This window comes from Pseudomonas sp. Wu6 (genome assembly GCF_019891515.1).
GTDB classification, from domain to species: domain Bacteria; phylum Pseudomonadota; class Gammaproteobacteria; order Pseudomonadales; family Pseudomonadaceae; genus Aquipseudomonas; species Aquipseudomonas orientalis_A.
Window position 1 is genome coordinate 1 of the sequence record NZ_JAFLXH010000057.1, and the last position, 22,040, is coordinate 22,040.

General features: G+C 61.0%; 19 protein-coding genes. 7 read left to right on the top strand and 12 right to left on the bottom strand.

The genetic code is table 11. The features are described from left to right. The first annotated feature begins 350 nt into the window (after window positions 1–350). The gene (gene mprF, locus J1G34_RS25380; RefSeq protein WP_065887534.1) at window positions 351–2,993 is read left to right on the top strand and encodes a bifunctional lysylphosphatidylglycerol flippase/synthetase MprF; all 2,643 of its coding nucleotides are present in this window, start codon (window positions 351–353) and stop codon (window positions 2,991–2,993) included. After that, window positions 2,993–4,273, top strand: coding sequence for a virulence factor family protein (locus tag J1G34_RS25385; RefSeq protein WP_065895128.1), 1,281 nt, complete (start codon window positions 2,993–2,995; stop codon window positions 4,271–4,273). Before mprF ends, J1G34_RS25385 begins: the two co-directional genes overlap by 1 nt. A 151-nt stretch (window positions 4,274–4,424) precedes the next feature. Here the strand turns inward: J1G34_RS25385 and recJ are convergent, their stop codons facing one another. Together recJ and J1G34_RS25395 are read right to left on the bottom strand one after the other, a co-directional pair. Then, window positions 4,425–6,134 carry a single-stranded-DNA-specific exonuclease RecJ gene (gene recJ, locus J1G34_RS25390; RefSeq protein ID WP_065895129.1) on the bottom strand — a complete coding sequence of 570 codons (1,710 nt, stop codon included), beginning with the start codon at window positions 6,132–6,134 and terminating at the stop codon, window positions 4,425–4,427. Window positions 6,135–6,297: 163 nt separating this feature from the next. Continuing rightward, on the bottom strand, window positions 6,298–6,840 hold the full coding sequence (locus J1G34_RS25395; RefSeq protein ID WP_065951307.1) for a YaeQ family protein: 543 nt from the start codon (window positions 6,838–6,840) through the stop codon (window positions 6,298–6,300). A gap of 136 nt (window positions 6,841–6,976) precedes the next feature. Here J1G34_RS25395 and J1G34_RS25400 point away from each other — a divergent pair, with 136 nt between their 5' ends. Then, window positions 6,977–8,176, top strand: coding sequence for a CaiB/BaiF CoA transferase family protein (locus J1G34_RS25400; RefSeq protein WP_065895130.1), 1,200 nt, complete (start codon window positions 6,977–6,979; stop codon window positions 8,174–8,176). A gap of 184 nt (window positions 8,177–8,360) precedes the next feature. On the opposite strand, the gene J1G34_RS25405 is transcribed toward J1G34_RS25400, so the two are convergent. Beyond that, on the bottom strand, window positions 8,361–8,645 hold the full coding sequence (locus J1G34_RS25405) for a DUF3509 domain-containing protein (protein WP_065896367.1): 285 nt from the start codon (window positions 8,643–8,645) through the stop codon (window positions 8,361–8,363). Between the two features lie 312 nt (window positions 8,646–8,957). Here J1G34_RS25405 and J1G34_RS25410 point away from each other — a divergent pair, with 312 nt between their 5' ends. Continuing rightward, window positions 8,958–9,179, top strand: a complete 222-nt coding sequence (locus J1G34_RS25410) for a hypothetical protein (protein WP_222994804.1) — start codon at window positions 8,958–8,960, stop codon at window positions 9,177–9,179. An 85-nt stretch (window positions 9,180–9,264) separates the two neighbouring features. Here J1G34_RS25410 and thrC read toward each other — a convergent pair whose 3' ends face one another. The 4 genes from thrC to xerD form a co-directional block, all read right to left on the bottom strand. Beyond that, the gene (gene thrC, locus J1G34_RS25415) at window positions 9,265–10,674 is read right to left on the bottom strand and encodes a threonine synthase (protein ID WP_065895133.1); all 1,410 of its coding nucleotides are present in this window, start codon (window positions 10,672–10,674) and stop codon (window positions 9,265–9,267) included. A 103-nt stretch (window positions 10,675–10,777) separates the two neighbouring features. Next, window positions 10,778–12,082 carry a homoserine dehydrogenase gene (locus J1G34_RS25420; protein WP_065935120.1) on the bottom strand — a complete coding sequence of 435 codons (1,305 nt, stop codon included), beginning with the start codon at window positions 12,080–12,082 and terminating at the stop codon, window positions 10,778–10,780. Between the two features lie 128 nt (window positions 12,083–12,210). After that, complete coding sequence (locus J1G34_RS25425; RefSeq protein ID WP_057723916.1) at window positions 12,211–12,942, bottom strand: thioredoxin fold domain-containing protein; 732 nt, start codon at window positions 12,940–12,942, stop codon at window positions 12,211–12,213. Between the two features lie 141 nt (window positions 12,943–13,083). After that, window positions 13,084–13,980, bottom strand: coding sequence for a site-specific tyrosine recombinase XerD (gene xerD, locus J1G34_RS25430; protein ID WP_065895134.1), 897 nt, complete (start codon window positions 13,978–13,980; stop codon window positions 13,084–13,086). Window positions 13,981–14,088: 108 nt separating this feature from the next. Between xerD and J1G34_RS25435 the strand changes: the two genes are divergently transcribed. Next, window positions 14,089–15,888: a cation:proton antiporter gene (locus tag J1G34_RS25435; RefSeq protein ID WP_065887524.1), complete on the top strand. Its 1,800-nt coding sequence runs from the start codon at window positions 14,089–14,091 to the stop codon at window positions 15,886–15,888. Between the two features lie 73 nt (window positions 15,889–15,961). On the opposite strand, the gene rplS is transcribed toward J1G34_RS25435, so the two are convergent. The 5 genes from rplS to ffh form a co-directional block, all read right to left on the bottom strand. Next, window positions 15,962–16,312, bottom strand: coding sequence for a 50S ribosomal protein L19 (rplS, locus tag J1G34_RS25440; RefSeq protein WP_003175895.1), 351 nt, complete (start codon window positions 16,310–16,312; stop codon window positions 15,962–15,964). 45 nt (window positions 16,313–16,357) lie between these two features. Then, window positions 16,358–17,131, bottom strand: coding sequence for a tRNA (guanosine(37)-N1)-methyltransferase TrmD (trmD, locus tag J1G34_RS25445; RefSeq protein WP_170876018.1), 774 nt, complete (start codon window positions 17,129–17,131; stop codon window positions 16,358–16,360). Next, window positions 17,113–17,649 carry a ribosome maturation factor RimM gene (gene rimM, locus J1G34_RS25450; RefSeq protein ID WP_057723919.1) on the bottom strand — a complete coding sequence of 179 codons (537 nt, stop codon included), beginning with the start codon at window positions 17,647–17,649 and terminating at the stop codon, window positions 17,113–17,115. Before rimM ends, trmD begins: the two co-directional genes overlap by 19 nt. A 5-nt stretch (window positions 17,650–17,654) precedes the next feature. Then, a complete protein-coding gene (gene rpsP, locus J1G34_RS25455) occupies window positions 17,655–17,906 on the bottom strand; it encodes a 30S ribosomal protein S16 (RefSeq protein WP_003238923.1) in 252 nt (83 codons plus the stop codon). Window positions 17,907–18,157: 251 nt separating this feature from the next. Further along, the gene (gene ffh, locus J1G34_RS25460) at window positions 18,158–19,534 is read right to left on the bottom strand and encodes a signal recognition particle protein (RefSeq protein WP_065887523.1); all 1,377 of its coding nucleotides are present in this window, start codon (window positions 19,532–19,534) and stop codon (window positions 18,158–18,160) included. Between the two features lie 234 nt (window positions 19,535–19,768). On the opposite strand from ffh, the gene J1G34_RS25465 reads away from it, so the two are divergent. Further along, a complete protein-coding gene (locus J1G34_RS25465) occupies window positions 19,769–20,581 on the top strand; it encodes a cytochrome C assembly family protein (RefSeq protein ID WP_065895135.1) in 813 nt (270 codons plus the stop codon). A gap of 12 nt (window positions 20,582–20,593) precedes the next feature. Further along, window positions 20,594–21,832 (top strand): transporter associated domain-containing protein, encoded by a 1,239-nt coding sequence (locus tag J1G34_RS25470; protein WP_122560636.1) that lies wholly within the window; start codon window positions 20,594–20,596, stop codon window positions 21,830–21,832. Window positions 21,833–22,040 lie beyond the last annotated feature (208 nt).

The window sequence follows — 22,040 nt, forward strand, 5'->3', positions numbered from 1 at the left end:
ATGGAGCAGTCTGGTAGCTCGTCGGGCTCATAACCCGAAGGTCGTCGGTTCAAATCCGGCTCCCGCAACCAAACATCAAAAAAGGCTACTCGAAAGAGTGGCCTTTTTTGTATCCGGTGAAAAAGTTCTTCTGAAACAATGGCATGGCATCTTTCATGAAACCGTAGACGGTTTGCAGAGTCCATCTCATTGCACGCTATGCGCTATGCTCAAGCACTACCCTCTACGACCAATGGCCGCAGTCGCCGCACTCGGTGATCCGCGTTAATATTTGTAATTATTTTGTCCATAGGGATTGGTAACTTGGCTGGATACCCCCATCCTGTCGCGCACAATCCACGAGGTGATTGATGCGCGCCAACTCGTCTGAACCACAAGACACCGTCACAGCGGAACAACCGATCCCTCCCACCCGTTTGCGTTGGCTGGATCTGTTGAGCAAATACCGTCAGCCCATCGGCCTGGCCGTGACCTTGCTGCTGTTTGCCATTGCCCTGATCGCCTGCCGACATCTGTTGTTGGAGCTCGATCTCTACGCCCTCCACGACTCGATCCTGGAAGTGCCCAAGCCTGCCTTGCTCGGCGCATTTGCGGCGGCGGTGGCCGGCTTCATCATTCTGTTGGGCTATGAGTTCTCCGGCGCACGTTATGCCGGCGTGAAACTGCCCGCCAAGACCCTGGCACTCGGTGGCTTCACCGCCTTTGCCATCGGCAACGCCATTGGCTTGTCGATGCTCTCGGGCGGCTCGGTGCGCTACCGTCTGTATGCACGCCACGGCATTGGTGCTTCGGAAGTCGCGCACATGACCGTGTTCGCCAGCCTGGCGCTGGGCTGCGCGCTCCCGCCCCTGGCCGCTTTGGCCACACTGAGCAACCTGCCGGCGGCCTCGACCTACCTGCATTTGTCGCAAAGCCTGCTCGGCGGTGTTGCCGGTGCCGTGCTGCTGTTGTCGGCCATGTTGTGTATCGGCATTTATCGCCGCCGCCTGCCGGAACAACCCTACCCGGATAACCTGTTGGTCAAGGCCGGGCGCCGCACCCTGCGCCTGCCGGGCCGTCGCTTGACGTTCCTGCAGTTGATCATCACCGCACTGGATGTCGCCGCCGCCGCCACCGTCCTGTATATGTTGCTGCCGGAAGCGCCGCCCTTCGGCCCGTTCCTGCTGGTGTACCTGCTGGCCCTGGCCGCCGGCGTGCTCAGCCATGTACCGGGTGGCGTGGGGGTGTTCGAAGCGATCCTGCTGGCGGCCTTCGCCGACAAACTCGGCGCTGCGCCACTGGCCGCCGCCCTGCTGCTGTACCGGATGATCTACGTGGTATTGCCGCTGTTGATCGCCTGTATCTTCCTGCTGGTCAACGAGGCCCAGCGCCTGTTCCAGACCCAGCAAAGCCTGCGCGTCGCCTCCGGCCTTGCGGCACCGGTGCTGGCCGTACTGGTTTTTTTGTCCGGCGTGGTCCTGCTGTTTTCCGGCGCCACGCCGGAGATCGATTCACGCCTGGAAAACATCGGCTTCCTGATTCCCCACCGCCTGATTGACGCGTCGCACTTCGGCGCCAGCCTGATCGGCGTGCTCTGCCTGTTGCTGGCCCAAGGCTTGCGTCGACGTTTGTCGGCGGCCTGGATGCTGACCATGGTGCTGCTGCTGGTAGGCGCCCTGCTCTCGCTGCTCAAGGGTTTCGACTGGGAAGAAGCCAGTCTGATGACCATGACCGCCGTGCTGCTGGCGATCTTCCGACGCTCGTTCTACCGCGCCAGTCGCTTGACCGAACTGCCCTTCTCGCCGCTGTACCTGGTGGCCAGCGTGTGCGTGCTGGGCGCGTCGATCTGGCTGCTGCTGTTCGCCTACCAGGACGTGCCCTACAGTCACCAACTGTGGTGGCAGTTCACCCTCGACGCCAACGCCCCGCGCGGCCTGCGTTCGTTGCTGGGCGCCGCCGTCCTGCTGGTGATCGTATCGCTGACCTGGCTGCTGCGTACCGCGCGCCCGGTCATCCATCTGCCGACCCCGGACGAACTCGAACGCGCCTCCAAAATCCTGATGGCCTCGTCCCAACCCGATGGCGGCCTGGCGCTGACCGGCGACAAGGCATTGCTGTTCCACCCCAATGACGAAGCCTTCCTGATGTATGCCCGCCGCGGGCGCAGCCTGGTGGCCTTGTATGATCCGATCGGCCCGACCCAGCCGCGCGCCGAGATGATCTGGCAGTTCCGCGACCTGTGCGACATCCACCACGCACGGCCGGTGTTCTATCAAGTGCGTGCGGAGAACCTGCCGTACTACATGGATATCGGACTCACCGCAATCAAGCTGGGCGAAGAAGCCCGTGTCGACCTGAAACGCTTTGACCTGGAAGCCAAGGGCAAAGAAATGAAAGATTTGCGCTACACCTGGAACCGTGGCACCCGGGACGGTCTGTCCCTGGAGATCTGCGAGCCGGGCACGGCGCCGATGGATGAATTAAAAGTTATCTCGGACGCCTGGCTTACCGGTAAGAATGTGCGCGAAAAAGGCTTCTCCCTGGGCCGTTTCAGCGACGACTACCTCAAGCACTTCCGTATCGCGATCATTCGCTTCGAAGGGCGCCCGGTGGCCTTCGCCAACCTGCTCGAGACGTACAACCATGACCTGGCCAGTCTCGACCTGATGCGCGCCCACCCGGACGCACCGAAGCTGACCATGGAATTCATGATGGTCGGCCTGATTCAACATTATAAGAACCACGGCTACGCACGCTTCAGCCTCGGCATGGTGCCGTTGTCGGGCCTGCAACCCCGGCGTGGCGCACCACTGACCCAACGCTTGGGTTCGATGGTGTTCCGCCGTGGCGAGCAACTGTATAACTTCCAAGGTTTGCGCCGCTTCAAAGACAAGTTCCAGCCTGACTGGGAACCCCGTTACATGGCCGTGCCCGCAGGACTTGATCCGCTGGTGGCACTGGCCGATACCGCCGCCCTGATCGCGGGCGGCTTGACTGGATTGGTGAAACGCTGATGATTCGACGCTCCTGGCGGTATGTATTGGCTGTTGTAGTGCTGCTCGCGCTGGTCCTGGGCGGCGGCTACTGGTACTGGAACCGCCCCGCCCCACAGCCGACCCTGGAGCAGATGCCCCAGGCCGATGGCTCGGTGATGACCCGCGTAAGCCCTGCCGGCACGGTAAAGGCCCGCGTGGCAGTGGCCGTGATGGCCGACGAAACCCTGACCGACAGCCAACTGATCGCCCTCAGCCAGGGTGGCTCGGCGCAGCTCGTCCAGGTGATCCTGCCCAAGGATGACTGCAAGCTGCAGGAGCAAGCGCTGCAAAGCGCCCTGGCCCAGCTTAAAGGCCCGGCGACCCTGGTCAGCGGCATCGGCCCTGGCGCGGCGCTCGCCTGGCGCTGGCTGGCCACACAGAGCGACGACAAGGCCAACGCCATTTCCGTCGGCTTCGCCCTGAAACAGGAAGGCTGCAACGACCCGCTGCCGAAAACCGCCGCCCATGGCAACTGGCTGGTGGCCTGGAATGACAACCCCGACGATGAAAGCGCCAGCTTCGTACGTGACACACCGCGCGCCACCACCAGCATCAGCGACTACGACATTCATTACCCGCAAGTGCTGAACAACGAGCTGCGCAAGCAACTGGTAGGTTCGGACAACGGCGGCCTGGCGATTCCAGTGGTGGAAGTGCCGGCCGGTCAGGCCAAGGACACCGTGACCCTGTTCCTCTCCGGTGACGGTGGCTGGCGTGACCTGGACCGTGACGTGGCCGGCGAAATGGCGAAGATCGGCTACCCGGTGGTCGGCATCGACACCCTGCGCTACTACTGGCAGCACAAAACCCCGGAACAAAGCGCCAAGGACCTGACCGAACTGATGCAGCACTACCGGCAGAAATGGGGCACCAAGCGCTTCGTGCTGACCGGTTACTCGTTCGGCGCCGACGTCCTGCCGGCTATCTACAACCGGATGCCGGCAAACGAACAGCAACGGGTCGACGCGATCATCCTGCTGGCCTTCGCCCGCACCGGCAGCTTTGAGATCGAAGTGGAAGGCTGGCTGGGCAACGCCGGCAAGGAAGCCGCAACCGGCCCGGAAATGGCCAAGTTGCCCCCCGAGAAAGTGGTGTGCATCTATGGTGCGGAAGAAGTCGACGAGAGTGGCTGCACGGACAAGACTGCCGTGGGCGAAGCCATGAAGCTGCCCGGTGGGCATCACTTCGATGAAAACTACCCGGCGCTGGCCAAGCGGTTGGTGGATATCATTGTGAAACACCAGGCCAAGGCCGAGTAATCCCAGGCTATACACAAATCCAATGTGGGAGGGGCGGTGCGACGATTCGACTTGCCCCCGATAGCGGTGGATCAGTCACTACATCATTGACTGACACTCTGCTATCGGGGGCAAGCCCCCTCCCACATTTGCTTTGTGGTGTGGCTAAGATCTAACGCGGTTCGATATGCGCAATCATCAACTGCACTGTCTCATTCCCACGAAACTCGTTCACATCCAGCTTGTAGGCCAACTCCACCCAGCGCACGGTCGGGTTAGGCCAGACTTCACGGTCTACCCCAAACGCAATGCCATCAAGCTTCACCGACCCGCACTCGCTCTTGAGCACCACCTTCAAGTGCCGCTCGCCCACCACCCGTTGTTCCACCAGCTGAAACACACCGTGAAACAACGGCTCGGGAAAGTGCTGCCCCCACGGGCCGGCATGGCGTAGCGCGCGGGCCAGTTCCAGATGAAACTCTTCCACCGCCAGGGTGCCATCGGAGAGCAGACGTCCGGTGAGGTCTTCTTCGCGCAGTTGCCGACGCACTTCGGCATCGAAAGCCTCGGCGAACAAGGGGAAATTCGCTTCGGGCAGGGTCAGGCCCGCCGCCATCGCGTGACCGCCGTATTTGGCGATCAGGTTGGGGTGCTGGCTGGCAACCACCGCCAGCGCGTCACGGATATGAAAGCCTTGTACCGACCGCCCTGAGCCCTTGAGCATGCCATCACCGGCATCGGCAAACGCGATGGTGGGACGGAAATAACGCTCTTTCATGCGCGACGCCAGAATCCCGATCACCCCCTGGTGCCACTCCGGGTCGAACAGGCACAGGCCGTACGGCATTGACTCCACCGGCAAATCCTTGAGTTGCGCCAGGGCTTCGCGCTGCATGCCCTGCTCGATGGATTTGCGGTCCTGGTTCATGCCGTCCAACTGCGCGGCCATTTCCCGCGCCGCAGCCACATCGGTGGTCAGCAGGCATTCGATGCCCAGGCTCATATCGTCCAGGCGCCCGGCCGCATTGAGCCGTGGGCCGAGAATGAAACCCAGGTCGGTGGAGGTGATGCGGGCATGGTCGCGCTTGGCCACTTCGAGGATCGCCTTGATCCCCGGCCGTGCGCGACCGGCGCGGATACGCTCCAACCCTTGATGCACCAGGATGCGGTTGTTGGCGTCCAGCGGCACCACGTCGGCGACGCTGCCCAGGGCCACCAGGTCGAGCAGTTCACCAATGTTCGGCTGCGGGCTGTTGTCATACCAGCCGAGGCTGCGCAAACGCGCGCGCAGGGCCATCAGTACGTAGAAGATCACGCCCACACCGGCCAGTGCCTTGCTGGGGAACGTACAGCCTGGCTGGTTCGGATTGACGATCGCGTCCGCCGCCGGCAGTTCGTCGCCCGGCAAGTGGTGATCGGTCACCAGCACCTTCAGCCCCGCCGCCTTCGCCGCCGCCACGCCTTCGACACTGGAGATACCGTTGTCCACCGTGATCAGCAACTGCGGCTCGCGCTGCAACGCCACCGCAACGATCTCCGGCGTCAGGCCATAGCCGTATTCAAAACGGTTGGGCACCAGGTAATCGACATGCGCCGCACCGAGCAAACGCAGGCCCAGTGTACCCACGGTGCTGGCGGTGGCGCCGTCGGCGTCGAAGTCACCGACGATCAGGATACGTTGGCGTTGTTCCAGCGCCGTCACCAGCAGGTCGACGGCGGCATCGATGCCCTTGAGCTGCTGATACGGAATCAACCGCGCCAGGCTCTTGTCCAGCTCGGCTTCCGATTGCACCCCGCGCGCGGCGTAGAGACGGGTCAGCAGCGGTGGCAATTCACCGAGGAATGGCAGGACGGCGGGCAAGGGACGGGGATCGATACGCATACGGGGGGTGATGACTTCTCTACTGATTCAACGGATAAACAACAATTCAAAATTCAACAAAGATCAAATGTGGGAGGGGGCTTGCCCCCGATAGCGATCTATCAGCCAGCTTATCTGTAGCTGATCCACCGCTATCGGGGGCAAGCCCCCTCCCACATTTTTTTCAATCACGCTCGCCCACCAGCCACTGCAACTGCACTTCATGCTGGCCACGGTCATCGGTGACGAAGATCGTGCCTTCGCTGATCATCACATCCCACTTGATCACGCGCGGCATGTCCTTGGCCAGCACCTCCAGAATCTCCTGCGGCACGGCAGCGATGTGCACGTTCTTGAGGTTATTCGCCACCGGCACCACCTTGCCTTCCCACACCCGCAGGCTGCCGTATGCCAGCAGGCTGGTGCGTTCGGTGCGACGCGAGCACCAGGTCAGGCGGTCTGCATCCGGCTGGCCGACTTCGATCCAGTGCAACACCCGATCATCCAGGCTCTTTTCCCACAGGGCCGGCTCGTCGACATCCGACAAGCCACGGCCGAACGCCAACTGCTCGTTGTACCAGAGGGCGTAGGCCAGCAGGCGCACGGTCATGCGTTCTTCGGTTTCCGAAGGGTGGCGGGCGATGGTCTGTTTGACGCTCTCGTACACCGAACGGTCAAGGTCGGTGAGGTTGAGTTCGAATTTGTAGGTCGTGGACGGCTGGGCCATGAACGGGCTCTGGAGACAGGGAAAGACGGCCAGTCTAACCGATGGCGAGGCCAATCAACGAATACTGCGCTGCATCCAGGCTGCCCGCCTATGTTAAAAAGCAGTACGTCACCGTCCCGCGCGCTCAAGGATCCCCATGTCGCTTAATGCCAAACCGCTTGCCGGCCTGAAAGTCATCGAACTCGGCACCCTGATTGCCGGCCCGTTTGCCTCACGTATCTGCGCCGAGTTCGGCGCCGAAGTGATCAAGGTCGAATCCCCGGACGGCGGCGACCCGCTGCGCAAATGGCGCAAATTGTATGAAGGCACCTCGCTGTGGTGGTTCGTGCAGGCGCGTAACAAGCAGTCGCTGACCCTCAACCTCAAGCACCCGGATGGCCTGGCGATCCTCAAGCAATTGCTGGCCGACGCCGACATCCTGATCGAAAACTTCCGCCCCGGCGTGCTGGAAAAACTCGGCCTGGGCTGGGAAACCCTGCACGCACTGAATCCAAGGCTGGTGATGGTGCGCCTTTCCGGCTTCGGCCAGACCGGGCCGATGAAAGACCAGCCGGGGTTTGGCGCGGTGGGCGAGTCCATGGGCGGCCTGCGCTACATCACCGGCTTCGAAGACCGCCCGCCCGTGCGCACCGGGATTTCCATCGGTGACTCGATTGCCGCGCTGTGGGCGGTGATCGGCGCGCTGATGGCCCTGCGTCATCGTGAAGTCAACGGCGGCCTCGGCCAGGTGGTCGACGTGGCGCTGTACGAAGCCATCTTCGCCATGATGGAAAGCATGATTCCCGAGTTCGATGTGTTCGGCTTCATTCGCGAACGCACCGGCAATATCATGCCCGGTATTACGCCCTCCTCGATCCACACCAGCGCCGACGGCAAACATGTGCAGATTGGCGCCAACGGCGATGCGATCTTCAAGCGCTTCATGGCCGCCATTGGCCGTGACGACCTGGCGAACGACCCGGCGCTTGCCAGCAATGACGGGCGTGACAGCCGCCGAGATGAGCTGTACGGGGTGATCGATCGCTGGGTCAACGCCCTGCCGCTGGAGCAGGTCATGGCGCAGTTGAACCAGGCCCAAGTGCCCGCCAGCCGCATCTACAGTGCCGAGGACATGCTGGGCGACCCGCAATTCCTCGCCCGGGAGATGTTCCTCAGCGCGCAACTGCCGGGCGGCAAGGATTTCAAGATGCCCGGCATTGTGCCCAAGCTGTCGGATACGCCAGGCAGCTGTGAATGGGTGGGTCCGCAATTGGGCGAGCACAACGGTGTGCTGCTCAACGCCCTGGGCTATGACGCGGCGGCCATCGCCCGCTTGCGTGCGGATGGCGCGATCTGAGCGCGCCGCAGTGCCAAATTTCAGGCAAAAAGAAACCCCGAGGAGTGGGGAGACAACTCGGGGTTAAACGTGATCTACAAAGACCAGTACAACAAGCCACAAACACCGGAGCACAATGTTTGCTCTTGCTGTTACAAACTCTGACCGGCCGTGTTGTAGGAAGTTTCGAAGGATAAATAATTCTTCATGCGCAGACCGGGGTTCGCGTCATGGCGGCGTTTCGCAAGGCTGCGATGACCGAGGGCTCGAGTCGACCTTCAGCGATTTTCAAATCGCGCAGCAGGCAATCCACCACATCCACCAGCGCGCGTTTGTCGGTCAACTGAGCGCGGTTGACTTCGCGCTCGACCATGATGGCGCCACCGGGGTTCTTCACGGTCACCAGGCATTCGCCCTGCACACCAGAGGTGGTCAGCGTAACCAGATAAGGGCTCAGTGCTTCTTCGAGCAACAGGCTGATACTTTCCATCTCGATCACCACTCAATAGTTCGGGAACAATCGTTTCAACGGGTGCTGCATCTCTCCTAAGTGACTGGTCGTAACGTAGGAAAGTTCGCTTTTTCGTCTTTCAAGGGTTGTGCGGGGATGACGTATCCAGCATGCGCTTGCAACATGACAGGTAAAAAACGGCGGCACATAACTGCTTACGCAATGGGTTGCGGTTTTGGGCTACGCCGAGCGCGCAGGCCAGGCGTGAATCCTATACTCGGTGAGCGCTGATCACCCTGCCGTGCAGGCAGAGTGCATGTCATAAGGCCCTTATTGCGAAGGATGAAAATGATGTTGGAACAAAATGAACAGCAAGCATCGATGGAGAGGATGCATGCCGATGTAAGGCGCATCTATGCCGAAATATCACGCATGCAGGCTAAGCAAGATAAGCTCAAATCGGAATCACTGAAGATAAATTGCGAAACTTTCTGGTACCCCATGGGCGTAGCGATGGCCGTGGTCGCAACGATCGCCTCAATCACTGGAGTGGCTATTAAACTGCTCCTGTAAACAGCACGTTGCCGGGCCTGCCAGAAACAAAAAACGCCGCTGACCCAGGGAAGGGAAAGCGGCGTTGTTGTCTACGCGGTGCGCCTTACAGCGGCTTGCCCCGATTGCCATGCTGGCTGACAAACGCCTGCACAGTCTTCAGGTCGTTAGCCAGCACCGTGCAACGCTCTTCGCGCTCGAACAGATCAGCCAGGTGCTCCGGCAACTCCAGGGCCTTGCCAACACCGGCCTTTTCCACCGCCTCGGGGAATTTGACCGGGTGTGCGGTGCCAAGGATCACCATGGGGATATCCAGGCTGCGACGGCACTCGCGGGCGGCCTTCACACCGATGGCCGTGTGCGGGTCAAGCAACTCGCCGGTCTGGGCGTAGACCTCGGCGATGGTTTCGCAGGTCTGCGCATCGTCCACGGCCAGGGAGTCGAACAGCTTGCGGGTTTCGGTCCAGCGCTCCTGCTCGACGCTGAAGCCGCCACCTTGCTTGAAACTGCTCATCAGTTCGGCCAACGCCGCGCCATTGCGGCCATGCATGTCGAACAGCAGGCGTTCGAAGTTCGACGAGACCATGATGTCCATCGACGGCGACAGCGTGGCGTGCAGGGTTTCCTTGACGTACTGATTGCCGCTCATGAAGCGGTGCAGGATGTCGTTGCGATTGGTCGCGACGATCAACTGATTAATCGGCAGGCCCATGTTGCGCGCCAGGTAGCCGGCGAAGATGTCGCCGAAGTTGCCGGTCGGCACCGAGAACGACACTGAACGCGCCGGGCCGCCCAACTGCAGGGAGGCGTGGAAGTAGTAGACGATCTGGGCCATGATCCGCGCCCAGTTGATCGAGTTCACCGCCACCAGGCGCGTGCCCTTGAGGAAACTCTGGTCGGCGAAGCTGTTCTTGACCATTTCCTGGCAGTCATCGAAGTTGCCTTCGATGGCGATGTTGTGGATGTTCTCACCGAAAATGGTGGTCATCTGGCGACGCTGCACCTCCGACACGCGCTTGTGCGGGTGCAGGATGAAGATGTCGACGTTTTCGCAGTGCTTGCAGCCTTCAATGGCCGCCGAACCGGTATCGCCGGAGGTAGCGCCGATGATCACTACGCGCTCGCCGCGTTTTTCCAGCACGTAGTCGAGCAGGCGACCCAGCAATTGCAGGGCAAAGTCCTTGAACGCCAGGGTCGGGCCATGGAACAGCTCAAGCACCCACTCGTTGCCGTTCAACTGGCGCAGGGGTGCAATGGCGCTGTGGGAAAACACGCCGTACGTCTCTTCCAGGATCTTCTTGAAATCCGCGTCCGGAATGCTGCCGGTGACGAACGGGCGCATCACCCGGAACGCCAGCTCGTGGTAAGGCAGGCCGGCCCAGGAAGCGATTTCTTCCTGGGTGAAGCGTGGCAGGTTTTCCGGCACGTACAGGCCGCCGTCAGTGGCAAGGCCCGCCAGCAGAACGTCTTCGAAATTCAGGGCCGGTGCCTGGCCGCGGGTGCTGATATAGCGCATAGGGGCAAACCTTCGGTTTGGGCTTCAAGCTTCAAGTTACAAGCGGCAAGTTAGAGCGAATCGGCTTTTACTTGCAGCTTGCAGCTAACCGCTTGCAGCTGAATTAATTCAAATGTTCGACGCGGATACGGACCACCGGCCCTACTACGCCCTGGAGCGCTTCAAGAGCCCGAATGGCATCGTTGATATGCTGCTCGAGCACGCGATGGGTCAGCAGGATCATCGGCACCTGGCCGTTCTGCTCCTCGACTTCCTTCTGCATGATCGACTCGATGTTGATCCCGCGCTCCGACAGGATGCTCGCCACCTGGGCCAGCACGCCAGGATGATCCTGGGCCTGGATGCGCAGGTAGTAGGCACTTTCGCAGGCTTCGATCGGCAGGATCGGGTGGGCCGACAGCGAATCCGGCTGGAAGGCCAGGTGCGGCACGCGGTTTTCCGGGTCGCTGGTCATGGCGCGAACCACGTCCACCAGGTCGGCGATTACCGACGAAGCGGTCGGCTCCATCCCGGCACCGGCGCCGTAGAACAGGGTGGAACCGGCGGCGTCACCGTTGACCATCACCGCGTTCATCACGCCATTGACGTTGGCGATCAGGCGGTCGGCGGGGATCAGTGTCGGGTGCACACGCAATTCGATACCGGCCGGGGTGCTGCGCGCCACACCGAGGTGCTTGATGCGGTAGCCCAGGGCTTCGGCGTAGTTCACGTCGGCGGTGGTCAGTTTGGTGATGCCTTCGGTGTAGGCCTTGTCGAACTGCAGCGGGATGCCAAAGGCGATGGACGCCAGGATGGTCAGCTTGTGCGCCGCATCGATACCTTCCACGTCAAAGGTCGGGTCGGCTTCGGCATAACCCAGGGCCTGGGCTTCAGCCAGCACGTCTTCGAAGGTGCGGCCCTTTTCGCGCATTTCGGTCAGGATGAAGTTACCGGTGCCGTTGATGATGCCGGCCACCCAATTGATGCGGTTGGCGGACAGGCCTTCACGAATCGCCTTGATCACCGGGATGCCGCCGGCCACGGCGGCTTCGAACGCTACGATCACGCCCTTCTCACGGGCCTTGGCGAAGATTTCGTTACCGTGCACGGCGATCAGCGCCTTGTTGGCGGTGACCACGTGCTTGCCGTTCTCGATGGCCTTGAGCACCAGCTCGCGAGCCACGGTGTAGCCGCCTACCAGCTCGATGACAATATCGATCTCAGGGTTGGTGGCCACGGCGAATACATCGTTGGTAATCGCAATACCGGTCGTTTCGAACTGAGGCTTTGGCGAACGCGTGGCGATCTGCGCCACTTCAATCTCGCGCCCTGCACGGCGGGAAATTTCTTCGGCGTTACGCTGAAGTACGTTGAAGGTGCCGCCACCGACGGTCCCTAACCCACAGATGCCTACTTTGACCGGTTTCACTGAAAACTCCCCATGAAACGGCCGACGCGAGGTCGGCCGTGGAACACCGCCGCACAACTGCGGCTCTCAATTAATGACCCGCCGACGGTTCGGCGGATCATGCTCGTCAAAGGCTCGACGATTAATGCTTACTTGGCACCCAGTGCCAGTTTGGCAACTTGTGGTGCCGGCTGGTAGCCCGGAATCACTTGGCCGTCGGCCAAAACGATGGCCGGTGTGCCGTTCACACCGATGGACTGGCCCAGGGCGAACTGCTTGGAAACCGGATTGGCGCATTTGGCCGCCTTGATTTCCTTGCCATCGACCATCTTGTCCATGGCCGCCTTCTTGTCGGCCGAGCACCAGACCGCCTGCAACTGCTCATCACCCGGCGAACCGAGGCCCTGGCGTGGGAACGCGACGTAGCGCACTTCCACACCGAGCTTGTTCAGCGCCGGCACTTCGGCGTGCAGCTTGTGGCAGTACGGGCAGGTGGTGTCGGTGAACACGGTGATGTGGGTCTTGGTCTCGCCGATGGCCGGGTACACCACGGTCTCAGCCACCGGAATACCGTTGATCAGCTTGGACACGCCGAGGCGCTCGGCTTTCTCGGTCAGGTTGACCGGTTTGCCGTCCTTGAGCTGGAACAGGTAGCCCTGAACGATGTACTGGCCGTCGGCACTGGCGTACAGCACGCGGCTGCCCTTGAGCTTGACTTCATACAGACCGGCCATGGGGCTGGCGCTGATGCTTTCGATGGGGGTATCGAGTTGCAGGTTGACCAGGCTCTTGCGAATGGCCTGCTCAGCCGCATCGTCGGCGACGGCAAAGGTGGAAACCAACGCAATGGCTGCGGCGGCAATAATCTGGGTCAAGCGCATGGTAACTCCTGAAGGCAGATGCAGGGACGGGTGCCGCCACGCCGATTGGAAACCGGGGTGTGGACCGTCGCCTTTGCGAACCGACAAAGCCTACCACAGTTGGGCCGCAGGGCAGCCCGCAGCCGGAAAAATCGGGATTTTTCAGCCGCGTGGATGGTGCCTGGCGTGCATCTCCTGCAAGCGCGCCCGTGCCACATGGGTGTAGATCTGAGTGGTGGACAAGTCGCTGTGGCCGAGCAACATCTGTACCACGCGCAGATCCGCGCCATGGTTGAGCAAGTGGGTGGCAAACGCATGACGCAAGGTATGCGGCGACAGGGACTTGCCGATCCCGGCCACTTTGGCCTGGTGCTTGATCCGGTGCCAGAAGGTCTGGCGGGTCATCTGCTCGCCGCGCAGGCTGGGGAACAGCACATCGCTGGGACGGCCACCGAGCAGTTCGTGACGCGCATCGCGCAGGTAACGCTCGACCCACACTATCGCCTCCTCGCCCATCGGCACCAGGCGTTCCTTGCTGCCCTTGCCCATCACCCGCAACACGCCCTGGCGCAGGTTGACCTGCTCCAGGGTCAGGCTGATCAGCTCGGTAACCCGCAGGCCGCAGGCGTAGAGCACTTCCAGCATGGCGCGGTCGCGCTGGCCGATGGCCTCACTGAGATCCGGCGCGGCCAACAGAGCCTCCACGTCAGCTTCCGACAAGGATTTAGGAAGAGGCCTACCTAATTGCGGCATATCCACTTGTAGAGTTGGATCGACTGCGATGAGCTTTTCACGCAACAGGTAGCGATAAAAGCCACGTACACCGGAGAGAAATCTCGCGGTGGATCGCGGCTTGTAATGTTGCTCGAGGCGCCAGGCCAAGTGATCGAGGATCAGCTCGCGCCCGGCATTGATCAGCTCCAGGTTTTTCTCCTGCAGCCACCCGTTGAACAGGGCCAGGTCGCTGCGGTAAGCCTGGCGCGTGTTGTCGGAGAGGCCTTTTTCCAACCAAAGGGCGTCAAGGAAGCGGTCGATCAGGGGGTGGTCAATGGCGGGCATGGTTACTCAAGCGACGCGGCACGGGGCTCGGCGCCCTTTTATTTAGTGAACTGTGGCAAGGGCCACTAGTCTTTCATAGCCCGCTACTTCTAGGAACAGGAAGCTTTAATGAACGAACAACAGATCTTGTTGGCTTTCGGCGGTATCGGTGTGGCCGCGCTCGGCTGCCAATGGCTGGCCTGGCGCCTGAAATTGCCGGCGATTCTGTTTCTGTTATTGAGCGGAATCCTGGCAGGGCCGGTACTTGGCTGGCTCGACCCGCAGGAAATGTTCGGCCCGTTGCTGATGCCACTGGTGTCGCTGGCCGTCGCATTGATCCTGTTTGAGGGCAGCCTGACGCTGCATCTGTCGGAATGGAAGGAAATCGGCAGCGTGGTTCACCGACTGGTGACCCTTGGCGCACTGACGACCTGGGCGGTGATTACCCTGGCAACCCACTGGCTGTTGGGTTTCGACTGGATGCTGGCGCTGCTGTTCGGCACCCTGACGCTGGTCACAGGCCCGACGGTCATCGTGCCGATGTTGCGCGTGGTACGCCCCAAGGCGTCCATCGCCAACATCCTGCGCTGGGAAGGGATCGTCATCGACCCCATCGGTGCGCTGCTGGCCGTGGTGGTCTACAGCTTTATCATCGCCAGCGCCTCGGGCGATGGCTTGAGTCACAGCCTGCTGACCTTTGGCGGCGTCATCCTGTGCGGCAGCCTGTTCGGGATTGCCGGCGGCTGGGTGCTGGGCCTGGTGATGCGCCGCCAGTGGTTGCCGGAATACCTGCACAACCTGGCCACCCTGGCGGCGGTACTGGGGGTGTTCATCGCCTCCAATCAGGTCATGCATGAGTCCGGCCTGCTGGCGGTGACGCTGATGGGCATGTGGATGGCGAACATGAAGGGCGTGGACGTGCGGCACATCCTGCACTTCAAGGAGAACCTCAGCGTCCTGTTGATTTCCGGCTTGTTTATCCTGCTGGCGGCGCGCCTGGACCTGAACGCATTGATCGCCCTGGGGCCGTTTGTGCTGATTCTGCTGCTGATCATTCAGTTCATTGCGCGCCCGCTGAACGTTGCTGTGTCGACCGTCGGCTCGAAACTGAGCTGGCGCGAACGCGCACTGCTGGCCTGGATCGCCCCGCGCGGGATTGTGGCCGCAGCGGTGTCGGCGATTTTTGCGATTCGCCTGGATGAGGCCGGCCACGAAGGTGCGTTGTTGCTGGTGCCGCTGACGTTTGCGGTGATTATCGGCACGGTGGTGCTGCAAAGCGCGACTGCGCGCCCTCTGGCGCGCTTGCTGAAAGTGGCCGAGCCCGCGCCAAGCGGCTTTCTGATCGTCGGCGCGAACGCCCCGGCCCGCATCCTCGGCAAAGCCCTGCAACAGTTGGGCAGCCGAGTGCTGCTGACCGATTCAAGCTGGGAAAACATTCGCGCCAGCCGCATGGAAGGGCTGCCGACCTACTTCGGCAACCCGGCATCACAGCATGCCGAGTCCCATCTGGACCTGGTCGGTCTCGGGCATTTGCTCGCGCTGTCCCCTTCCGGCGAATTGAACACCCTGGCCACCATGCGCTTTCGTCATGACTTCGGGCATCGCCTGTTCGCCTTGGCCAACAGCCAGGAAAGCCGTCGCACCGACAAGCACCGGGCCAGCGGCGAGCACCGTGGGCACTTGCTGGGCAGCCAGCCGCTGAGCTACACCAAGCTCGCCAGCCTGCTGGGGCAAGGCGCCGAGCTGTATACCACGCAGCTGACCGATGGGTTTGGCTGGAGCGATTACCAGGCACTGCATGGGGAACGGGCGACGCTGCTGTTTGCCCGCGATAACAGCGGCTGGGTGCATGTGGTCACGCCTGAGAGCGATATGAAACCGTTGGCGGGATGGACATTACTGGCAGTCATTCAGCCTGGTCAGGCCTGAGGGCGCACGGCACAAATCGCAGGCACAAAAAAGCAGCCCGTAGGCTGCTTTTTTCTGCATCGGGAAGCTGGACTTAAGCCAGTTTTTCCTTGATGCGAGCTGCTTTACCGGACAGGTCACGCAGGTAGTACAGCTTGGCTTTGCGTACGTCACCGCGACGTTTCACAGCCATGCTGTCGATTTGCGGGCTGTAGGTCTGGAAAGTACGCTCTACGCCAACACCGTTGGAGATTTTACGAACAGTGAAAGCACTGTTCACACCACGGTTACGCTTGGCGATTACCACGCCTTCGAACGCTTGCAGACGCGAACGGTCGCCTTCCTTCACTTTCACCTGAACGACAATGGTGTCGCCCGGGGCAAAGGTAGGGATCTCTTTGGTCATCTGCTCTGCTTCGAGTGCAAGGATGATTTTGTTAGTCATGCTGTGCTCCTAAGGTAAGTCAATGGACCTACCATCGATACGTTGTTAACTATCGTCCCGCGCGAGGATGTATTCCTCGAGCAGCTTCTTCTCTTCTCCAGAAAGCGAGCGGCTTTCCAGAAGATCGGCGCGTCGTTCATAGGTCCGACCAAGGGACTGCTGTAAACGCCAACGCCGGATGTGTGCGTGATTGCCACTTAGCAATACGTCGGGAACACGCTGATCCGCATACACCTCCGGACGGGTGTAGTGCGGGCAATCCAGCAAACCATCCGTGAAGGAATCTTCCTCCGCGGAGTCCGCATGCCCTAAAGCTCCAGGCAGCAGTCGTGTAACCGCATCTATCAGGACCATCGCCGGCAGCTCGCCGCCAGACAGGACATAGTCCCCAATCGACCACTCTTCATCGACATGAGCTTCAATAAAACGCTCGTCAATGCCTTCATAGCGACCGGCAATCAGGATCAGTGCCTCCTCATTCGCCAGTTCGCCTACCGCAGCCTGTTTCAGCTGACGGCCTTGAGGGGACAGGTAAATTACCTTCGCCTTCTCCCCGGCGGCTGCCTTGGCCTGAGCCAACGCGTCTTCCAGGGGCTTGATCTTCATCACCATGCCCGGGCCACCGCCAAATGGGCGATCGTCCACAGTGTGATGTCGATCCGTCGTGTAGTCTCGCGGGTTCCAACAGGTAAGCTGCAACAGCCCCTGTTTCACCGCCCGACTGGTGATGCCGTACTCGCTGATGGCGGAGAACATCTCGGGAAACAAACTGATCACTTCAATGCGCAAATTAGCCACGCTTAGAAGTCCGCGTCCCATTCCACCTTCATCTCGCCCGCTGCGAGGTCGACGGCCAACACGCACTGCCCGGTATAGGGCAACAGGCGTTCGCGATCATCCAGGCTGCCAGCGCAAGGCTTGACCACCATTACATCATTGGCGCCGGTTTCCAGAAGATGATCGATTTTCCCGAGCAGTTGCCCGAGTTGATCAATAACCTTCAGACCTTCCAGCTGGTACCAGTAGTACTCGCCGTCGGTCAATTCAGGGAACAGGTTGCGCGGCACGCAGATCTCATAACCAGCCAGAAGACGAGCTTCTTCACGATCATCAAGACCCTTGAGCTTTGCGACCAGGAACTTGTCGCTCCCGCGTCCACTGACCAGCTCGACCTGTTTCACGCTGCCTTCGCGCTTAAGCGTCCAGGTTTTGTACTGCAACAGGTTTTCAGTCGGATCAGTAAAGGAATACACCTTCACTTCGCCGCGAACGCCATGAACAGAGTAAATCTTGCCGATAACGATCAAATCATCAGCAACAGTTGGCGTCGCGTTCATATTGCTCAGGCTGCGGCCTTAGCCGAGTCTTTCAACAGCTTGGCAACGCGCTCGGATGGCTGTGCACCAACGCTCAGCCAGTAGGCTACGCGCTCTTGGTTCACGGACAGACGAACTTCCTGACCGCGAGCGATCGGGTTGAAGAAGCCAACTTGTTCCTTGTGAGAGCCGTCACGTGGGTTGCGGCTGTCAGTTACGGTCAAGTGGTAAAACGGGCGCTTTTTGGAGCCGCCAAGGGCAAGACGGATTGTTAGCATGTGAACATCGTTCCTGTAGTCGGTGCTGCAAATCTAAATGCACAGCGGGCATAGGTGCCCGAAAGGCCGCATATTCTAAGGAATATCCGGACTTTTGCAAATGTCTTTTTCCGGCGCCTACCCGCGTGCCATTCAGATCTGCTATAGAGCCGTCGGTTAAAACGGCAGGTCAGCGCCCGCCAATGGCGGGTTTGCTGGAGATCCCGCATCCCTGCGGGTCGGAGCGCAAGCAGCGCCTGCGCTCGAATTCTTTACATCTTGGGCATGCCGCCGCCGGGCAACATACCGCCCATGCCGCGCATCATCTTGGCCATGCCGCCCTTGGCGGAGAATTTCTTCATCATCTTCTGCATCTGCTTGTGCTGCTTGATCAAGCGACCGATGTCCTGCACCTGGGTGCCGGAACCCATGGCGATCCGGCGTTTGCGCGAACCGCTGATCAGCTCAGGGTCGCGACGCTCGGCCGGGGTCATGGAGTTGATGATGGCTTCCATCTGCTTGAACTGCTTCTCTGCCGCGCCCTGGGCGTTGCCCATTTGCGCCAGGTTCACGCCGCCGATGTTCGGCAGCTTGTCCATCAGCCCGCCAAGGCCACCCATGTTCTTCATTTGTTGCAGCTGATCGCGGAAGTCTTCGAGGTCGAAGCCCTTGCCCTTCTTCAGCTTTTTGGCCAGTTTGTCGGCCTTGTCCTTGTCGAGCGTGGCTTCGGCCTGCTCGATCAGGCTGAGCACGTCGCCCATGCCGAGGATGCGCGAGGCGATACGCTCGGGGTGGAACGGCTCGAGCGCGTCGCTCTTCTCGCCCATGCCGATGAACTTGATCGGCTTGCCGGTGATGGCACGTACCGACAGCGCGGCACCGCCACGGGCGTCGCCGTCGACCTTGGTGAGGATCACGCCGGTCAGCGGCAGTGCGTCACCGAAGGCCTTGGCGGTGTTGGCCGCATCCTGGCCGGTCATGGCGTCGACCACGAACAGCGTCTCGACCGGGTTGATCGCGGCATGCAGCGCCTTGATCTCGCCCATCATCTCTTCATCGATGTGCAGGCGACCGGCGGTATCGACGATGACCACGTCGATGAACTTGAGTTTGGCTTCTTTAATGGCCGCGTTGGCAATGTCGACCGGCTTCTGGCTCAGGTCCGACGGGAAGAAGGTCACGCCCACTTCGCCCGCGAGCATTTCCAACTGCTTGATGGCCGCCGGACGGTATACGTCGGCCGACACCACCATCACGGACTTCTTCTTGCGCTCTTTAAGGAAGCGCGCCAGCTTGCCGGCGGTGGTGGTCTTGCCCGCACCTTGCAGACCGGCCATCAGCACAACGGCCGGAGGCACGGCGCTGAGGTTCAGGTCTTCGTTGGCTGCGCCCATCAGGCTTTCGAGTTCGGCCTGGACGATCTTCACGAAGGCCTGGCCCGGGGTCAGGCTGCGCGACACTTCGGTGCCGACCGCGCGTTCCCTGACCGAGTTGACGAAATCCTTCACCACCGGCAAGGCCACGTCGGCTTCCAGCAACGCCATGCGCACTTCACGCAGGGTGTCTTTAATATTGTCCTCGGTCAGCTTGGCCTTGCCGGTTACATGGCGCAGCGTCTGCGAGAGACGGTCAGTCAGGTTTTCAAACATGCGCGATCCTTTCAGGCCCTATTCAACGAAATGCATTGGTAGACCGAGGTAATGGCGGCCCAGGCTGTGGTAAATCGCTATTAAACATAGCGCTCGGCAAGCCTGCGGCGTGGGCAGGTCGCGGATTATAGCGAAGACTGCGCCCGTGCACACCCGCTGTCTGGCGGGGGAGTCTTTCGTGCGGCGCGGGTGTGTGCCAAACTCAGCGCCTTTCGGGCTTGTCTATCAGGATTTATGCTCCCCTTGTCACCCAGTTTGCTACCCAGCCTCGCCGCCGCCCTCTTGTATGCCGCTGCGACCCTCTATCAGGGCTCTCGTCTGGCCCAAGGCGCCAAAGCGGACAAACGTCTGCTGACAGGCCTTGGCGTCCTCGCCCTGCTGGCTCATGCCGCCAGTCTGTTTACGCACCTGATGACCCCGGTCGGCCTGGGCCTGGATTTTTTCAGCGCCGCCAGCCTGATCGCCGCCGCCGTGATCGCACTGACGCTGCTGGCGTGCTACCGGATTCCGGTCGAGAACCTGCTCGTGCTGCTGTTCCCCCTGGGCGTGCTCACGGTGCTGCTGGCGCAATTCGCCCCCACCGGCACCGTACAGGTGATCGATGAAGAGCCGGGCATCCTCGCGCACATCCTGTTGTCGATCCTCGCCTACGGCATGTTCACCATCGCGGTGTTCCAATCGCTGCTGGTACTGCTGCAAGACCACCAGCTCAAGCACAAGCACCCCTCCGGGTTGATCAAGAACTTCCCGCCGCTGCAAACCATGGAAAGCCTGTTGTTCGGGTTCCTGTGGGCCGGCTGGACATTGTTGTCGCTGTCGCTGATCTCCGGCTGGCTGTTCGTCGAGAACCTGTTCGCCCAGCACCTGGTGCACAAGACCTTGCTCGCCTGCCTGGCCTGGATCGTGTTCAGCGTGTTGCTGTGGGGTCGCAACCGCCTCGGCTGGCGCGGGCACAAAGCCATCCGCTGGACCCTGGCCGGTTTCTGCCTGCTGATGCTGGCCTATTTCGGCAGCAAGCTGGTTCGCGAATACATCCTGCATATCTGACGAGCGGCGATCATGGACAACTTGCCCCTTGGGCCGATGCTCGCCGTAATTGCCCTGCTGCTTTTATGGGCGGCGCTGTTTACCGCCATCGAAGCCGCGCAACAACACCTGCTGGCCCTGCGCCCCGGCACACGCCAGGGTGACAAGGCTGCCGCACGCCTGAGTTTCCCGCGCCACAGCCTGATCCTGTGCAACAGCCTGAGCCGCGCAGCCGTGGTCATCCTCTGCACACTACTGGCGATCCATGCCTGGGCGCAGAACGGGCCATGGTTCGGCGGGTTGATCGCCTGCGCATTGCTGCTGATCCTCGCCGACTACCTGCCCCGCGCCCTGGCTACCCGCTATCCGCACGCCATACTGGGTTTCGGCAATGCGCTGCTGGGCGTGCCGCTGAAAATCCTGTATCCCGTGGCCTGGCTGCTCAATGGCATCAGCCTGATGCTGCTGCGCCCGTTCGCGCGCAAGGCCGGCGTGGTGAGAAACAGCGACGAGCCTTCGTCCGACCACCACGACGAACCGCACCCTGATGCCGATGAAGAGCCTATGCCCGGCATGCCTGGCATCCATGCCCTGGACAACATCACCGTCAATGACATCCTGGTGCCGCGCAGCGAAGTGGACGGCATCAACCTGGATGACACGATCGAGGACATCATCGAGCAACTGCGCACTTCCCAACGCACGCGGTTGCCGGTGTTCCACAGCGACATCAACCAGGTCGAAGCGGTGCTCAACACACGGCAGATCCAGCACCTGCTGTCCGACGCCAGCCTGACCAAGGAAGCGCTGCTGGCCGCCTGCCACGAACCCTACTTCGTGCCGGAAAGCACGCCGTTGCAGCTGCAACTGCTGAATTTCCACAAGCAACAGCGCCGCCTGGGCATGGTGGTGGACGAGTACGGCGAAGTGTTGGGCATCGTCACCCTGGAAGACATCCTGGAAGAAATCGTCGGCGAATTCGAAAGTGATCAGACTGTGGATAACCCCCACATCGAAGCCCAGCCGGACGGCCGCTACATCATCGACGGCGCGGCTTCGATCCGCGAACTGAACAAAAGCCTGGGCTGGCACCTGCCCAGCGACGGCCCCAAGACCCTCAACGGCCTGGTCACCGAGGCGCTGGAGACCATTCCGGACTGCGCGGTATGCCTGAAGATTGGCCGCTATCGCCTGGAAATCCTCGAGACCGAGGACAACCGGGTAAGCAAGGTGCTGATCTGGCATACCAGCCATGTGCCCGTCGCCGCATAATCCCGACAAACTAAAATCCAATGTGGGAGGGGGCTTGCCCCCGATAGCCATAGGCATCTACACAACTCTGTAGCACCCAACCGTAACCCCGATGCGAAGCGAGTCGCTCTTGATCTTGATCTGCTTTTGATCTTGATCTCAGGCGCCCCGTTAAACCACGCTGGCCGAACGCAGGCTTGAATCCGTGGGTAACCCGGCAGGACGCCGG

Coding starts and splice junctions, on each gene's coding strand:
- mprF (WP_065887534.1), top strand. CDS start 351: ATGCGCGCCAACTCGTCTGAACCACAAGACACCGTCACAGCGGAACAA.
- J1G34_RS25385 (WP_065895128.1), top strand. CDS start 2,993: ATGATTCGACGCTCCTGGCGGTATGTATTGGCTGTTGTAGTGCTGCTC.
- recJ (WP_065895129.1), bottom strand. CDS start 6,134: ATGCGTATCGATCCCCGTCCCTTGCCCGCCGTCCTGCCATTCCTCGGT.
- J1G34_RS25395 (WP_065951307.1), bottom strand. CDS start 6,840: ATGGCCCAGCCGTCCACGACCTACAAATTCGAACTCAACCTCACCGAC.
- J1G34_RS25400 (WP_065895130.1), top strand. CDS start 6,977: ATGTCGCTTAATGCCAAACCGCTTGCCGGCCTGAAAGTCATCGAACTC.
- J1G34_RS25405 (WP_065896367.1), bottom strand. CDS start 8,645: ATGGAAAGTATCAGCCTGTTGCTCGAAGAAGCACTGAGCCCTTATCTG.
- J1G34_RS25410 (WP_222994804.1), top strand. CDS start 8,958: ATGTTGGAACAAAATGAACAGCAAGCATCGATGGAGAGGATGCATGCC.
- thrC (WP_065895133.1), bottom strand. CDS start 10,674: ATGCGCTATATCAGCACCCGCGGCCAGGCACCGGCCCTGAATTTCGAA.
- J1G34_RS25425 (WP_057723916.1), bottom strand. CDS start 12,942: ATGCGCTTGACCCAGATTATTGCCGCCGCAGCCATTGCGTTGGTTTCC.
- xerD (WP_065895134.1), bottom strand. CDS start 13,980: ATGCCCGCCATTGACCACCCCCTGATCGACCGCTTCCTTGACGCCCTT.
- J1G34_RS25435 (WP_065887524.1), top strand. CDS start 14,089: ATGAACGAACAACAGATCTTGTTGGCTTTCGGCGGTATCGGTGTGGCC.
- rplS (WP_003175895.1), bottom strand. CDS start 16,312: ATGACTAACAAAATCATCCTTGCACTCGAAGCAGAGCAGATGACCAAA.
- trmD (WP_170876018.1), bottom strand. CDS start 17,131: ATGGGACGCGGACTTCTAAGCGTGGCTAATTTGCGCATTGAAGTGATC.
- rimM (WP_057723919.1), bottom strand. CDS start 17,649: ATGAACGCGACGCCAACTGTTGCTGATGATTTGATCGTTATCGGCAAG.
- rpsP (WP_003238923.1), bottom strand. CDS start 17,906: ATGCTAACAATCCGTCTTGCCCTTGGCGGCTCCAAAAAGCGCCCGTTT.
- ffh (WP_065887523.1), bottom strand. CDS start 19,534: ATGTTTGAAAACCTGACTGACCGTCTCTCGCAGACGCTGCGCCATGTA.
- J1G34_RS25465 (WP_065895135.1), top strand. CDS start 19,769: ATGCTCCCCTTGTCACCCAGTTTGCTACCCAGCCTCGCCGCCGCCCTC.
- J1G34_RS25470 (WP_122560636.1), top strand. CDS start 20,594: ATGGACAACTTGCCCCTTGGGCCGATGCTCGCCGTAATTGCCCTGCTG.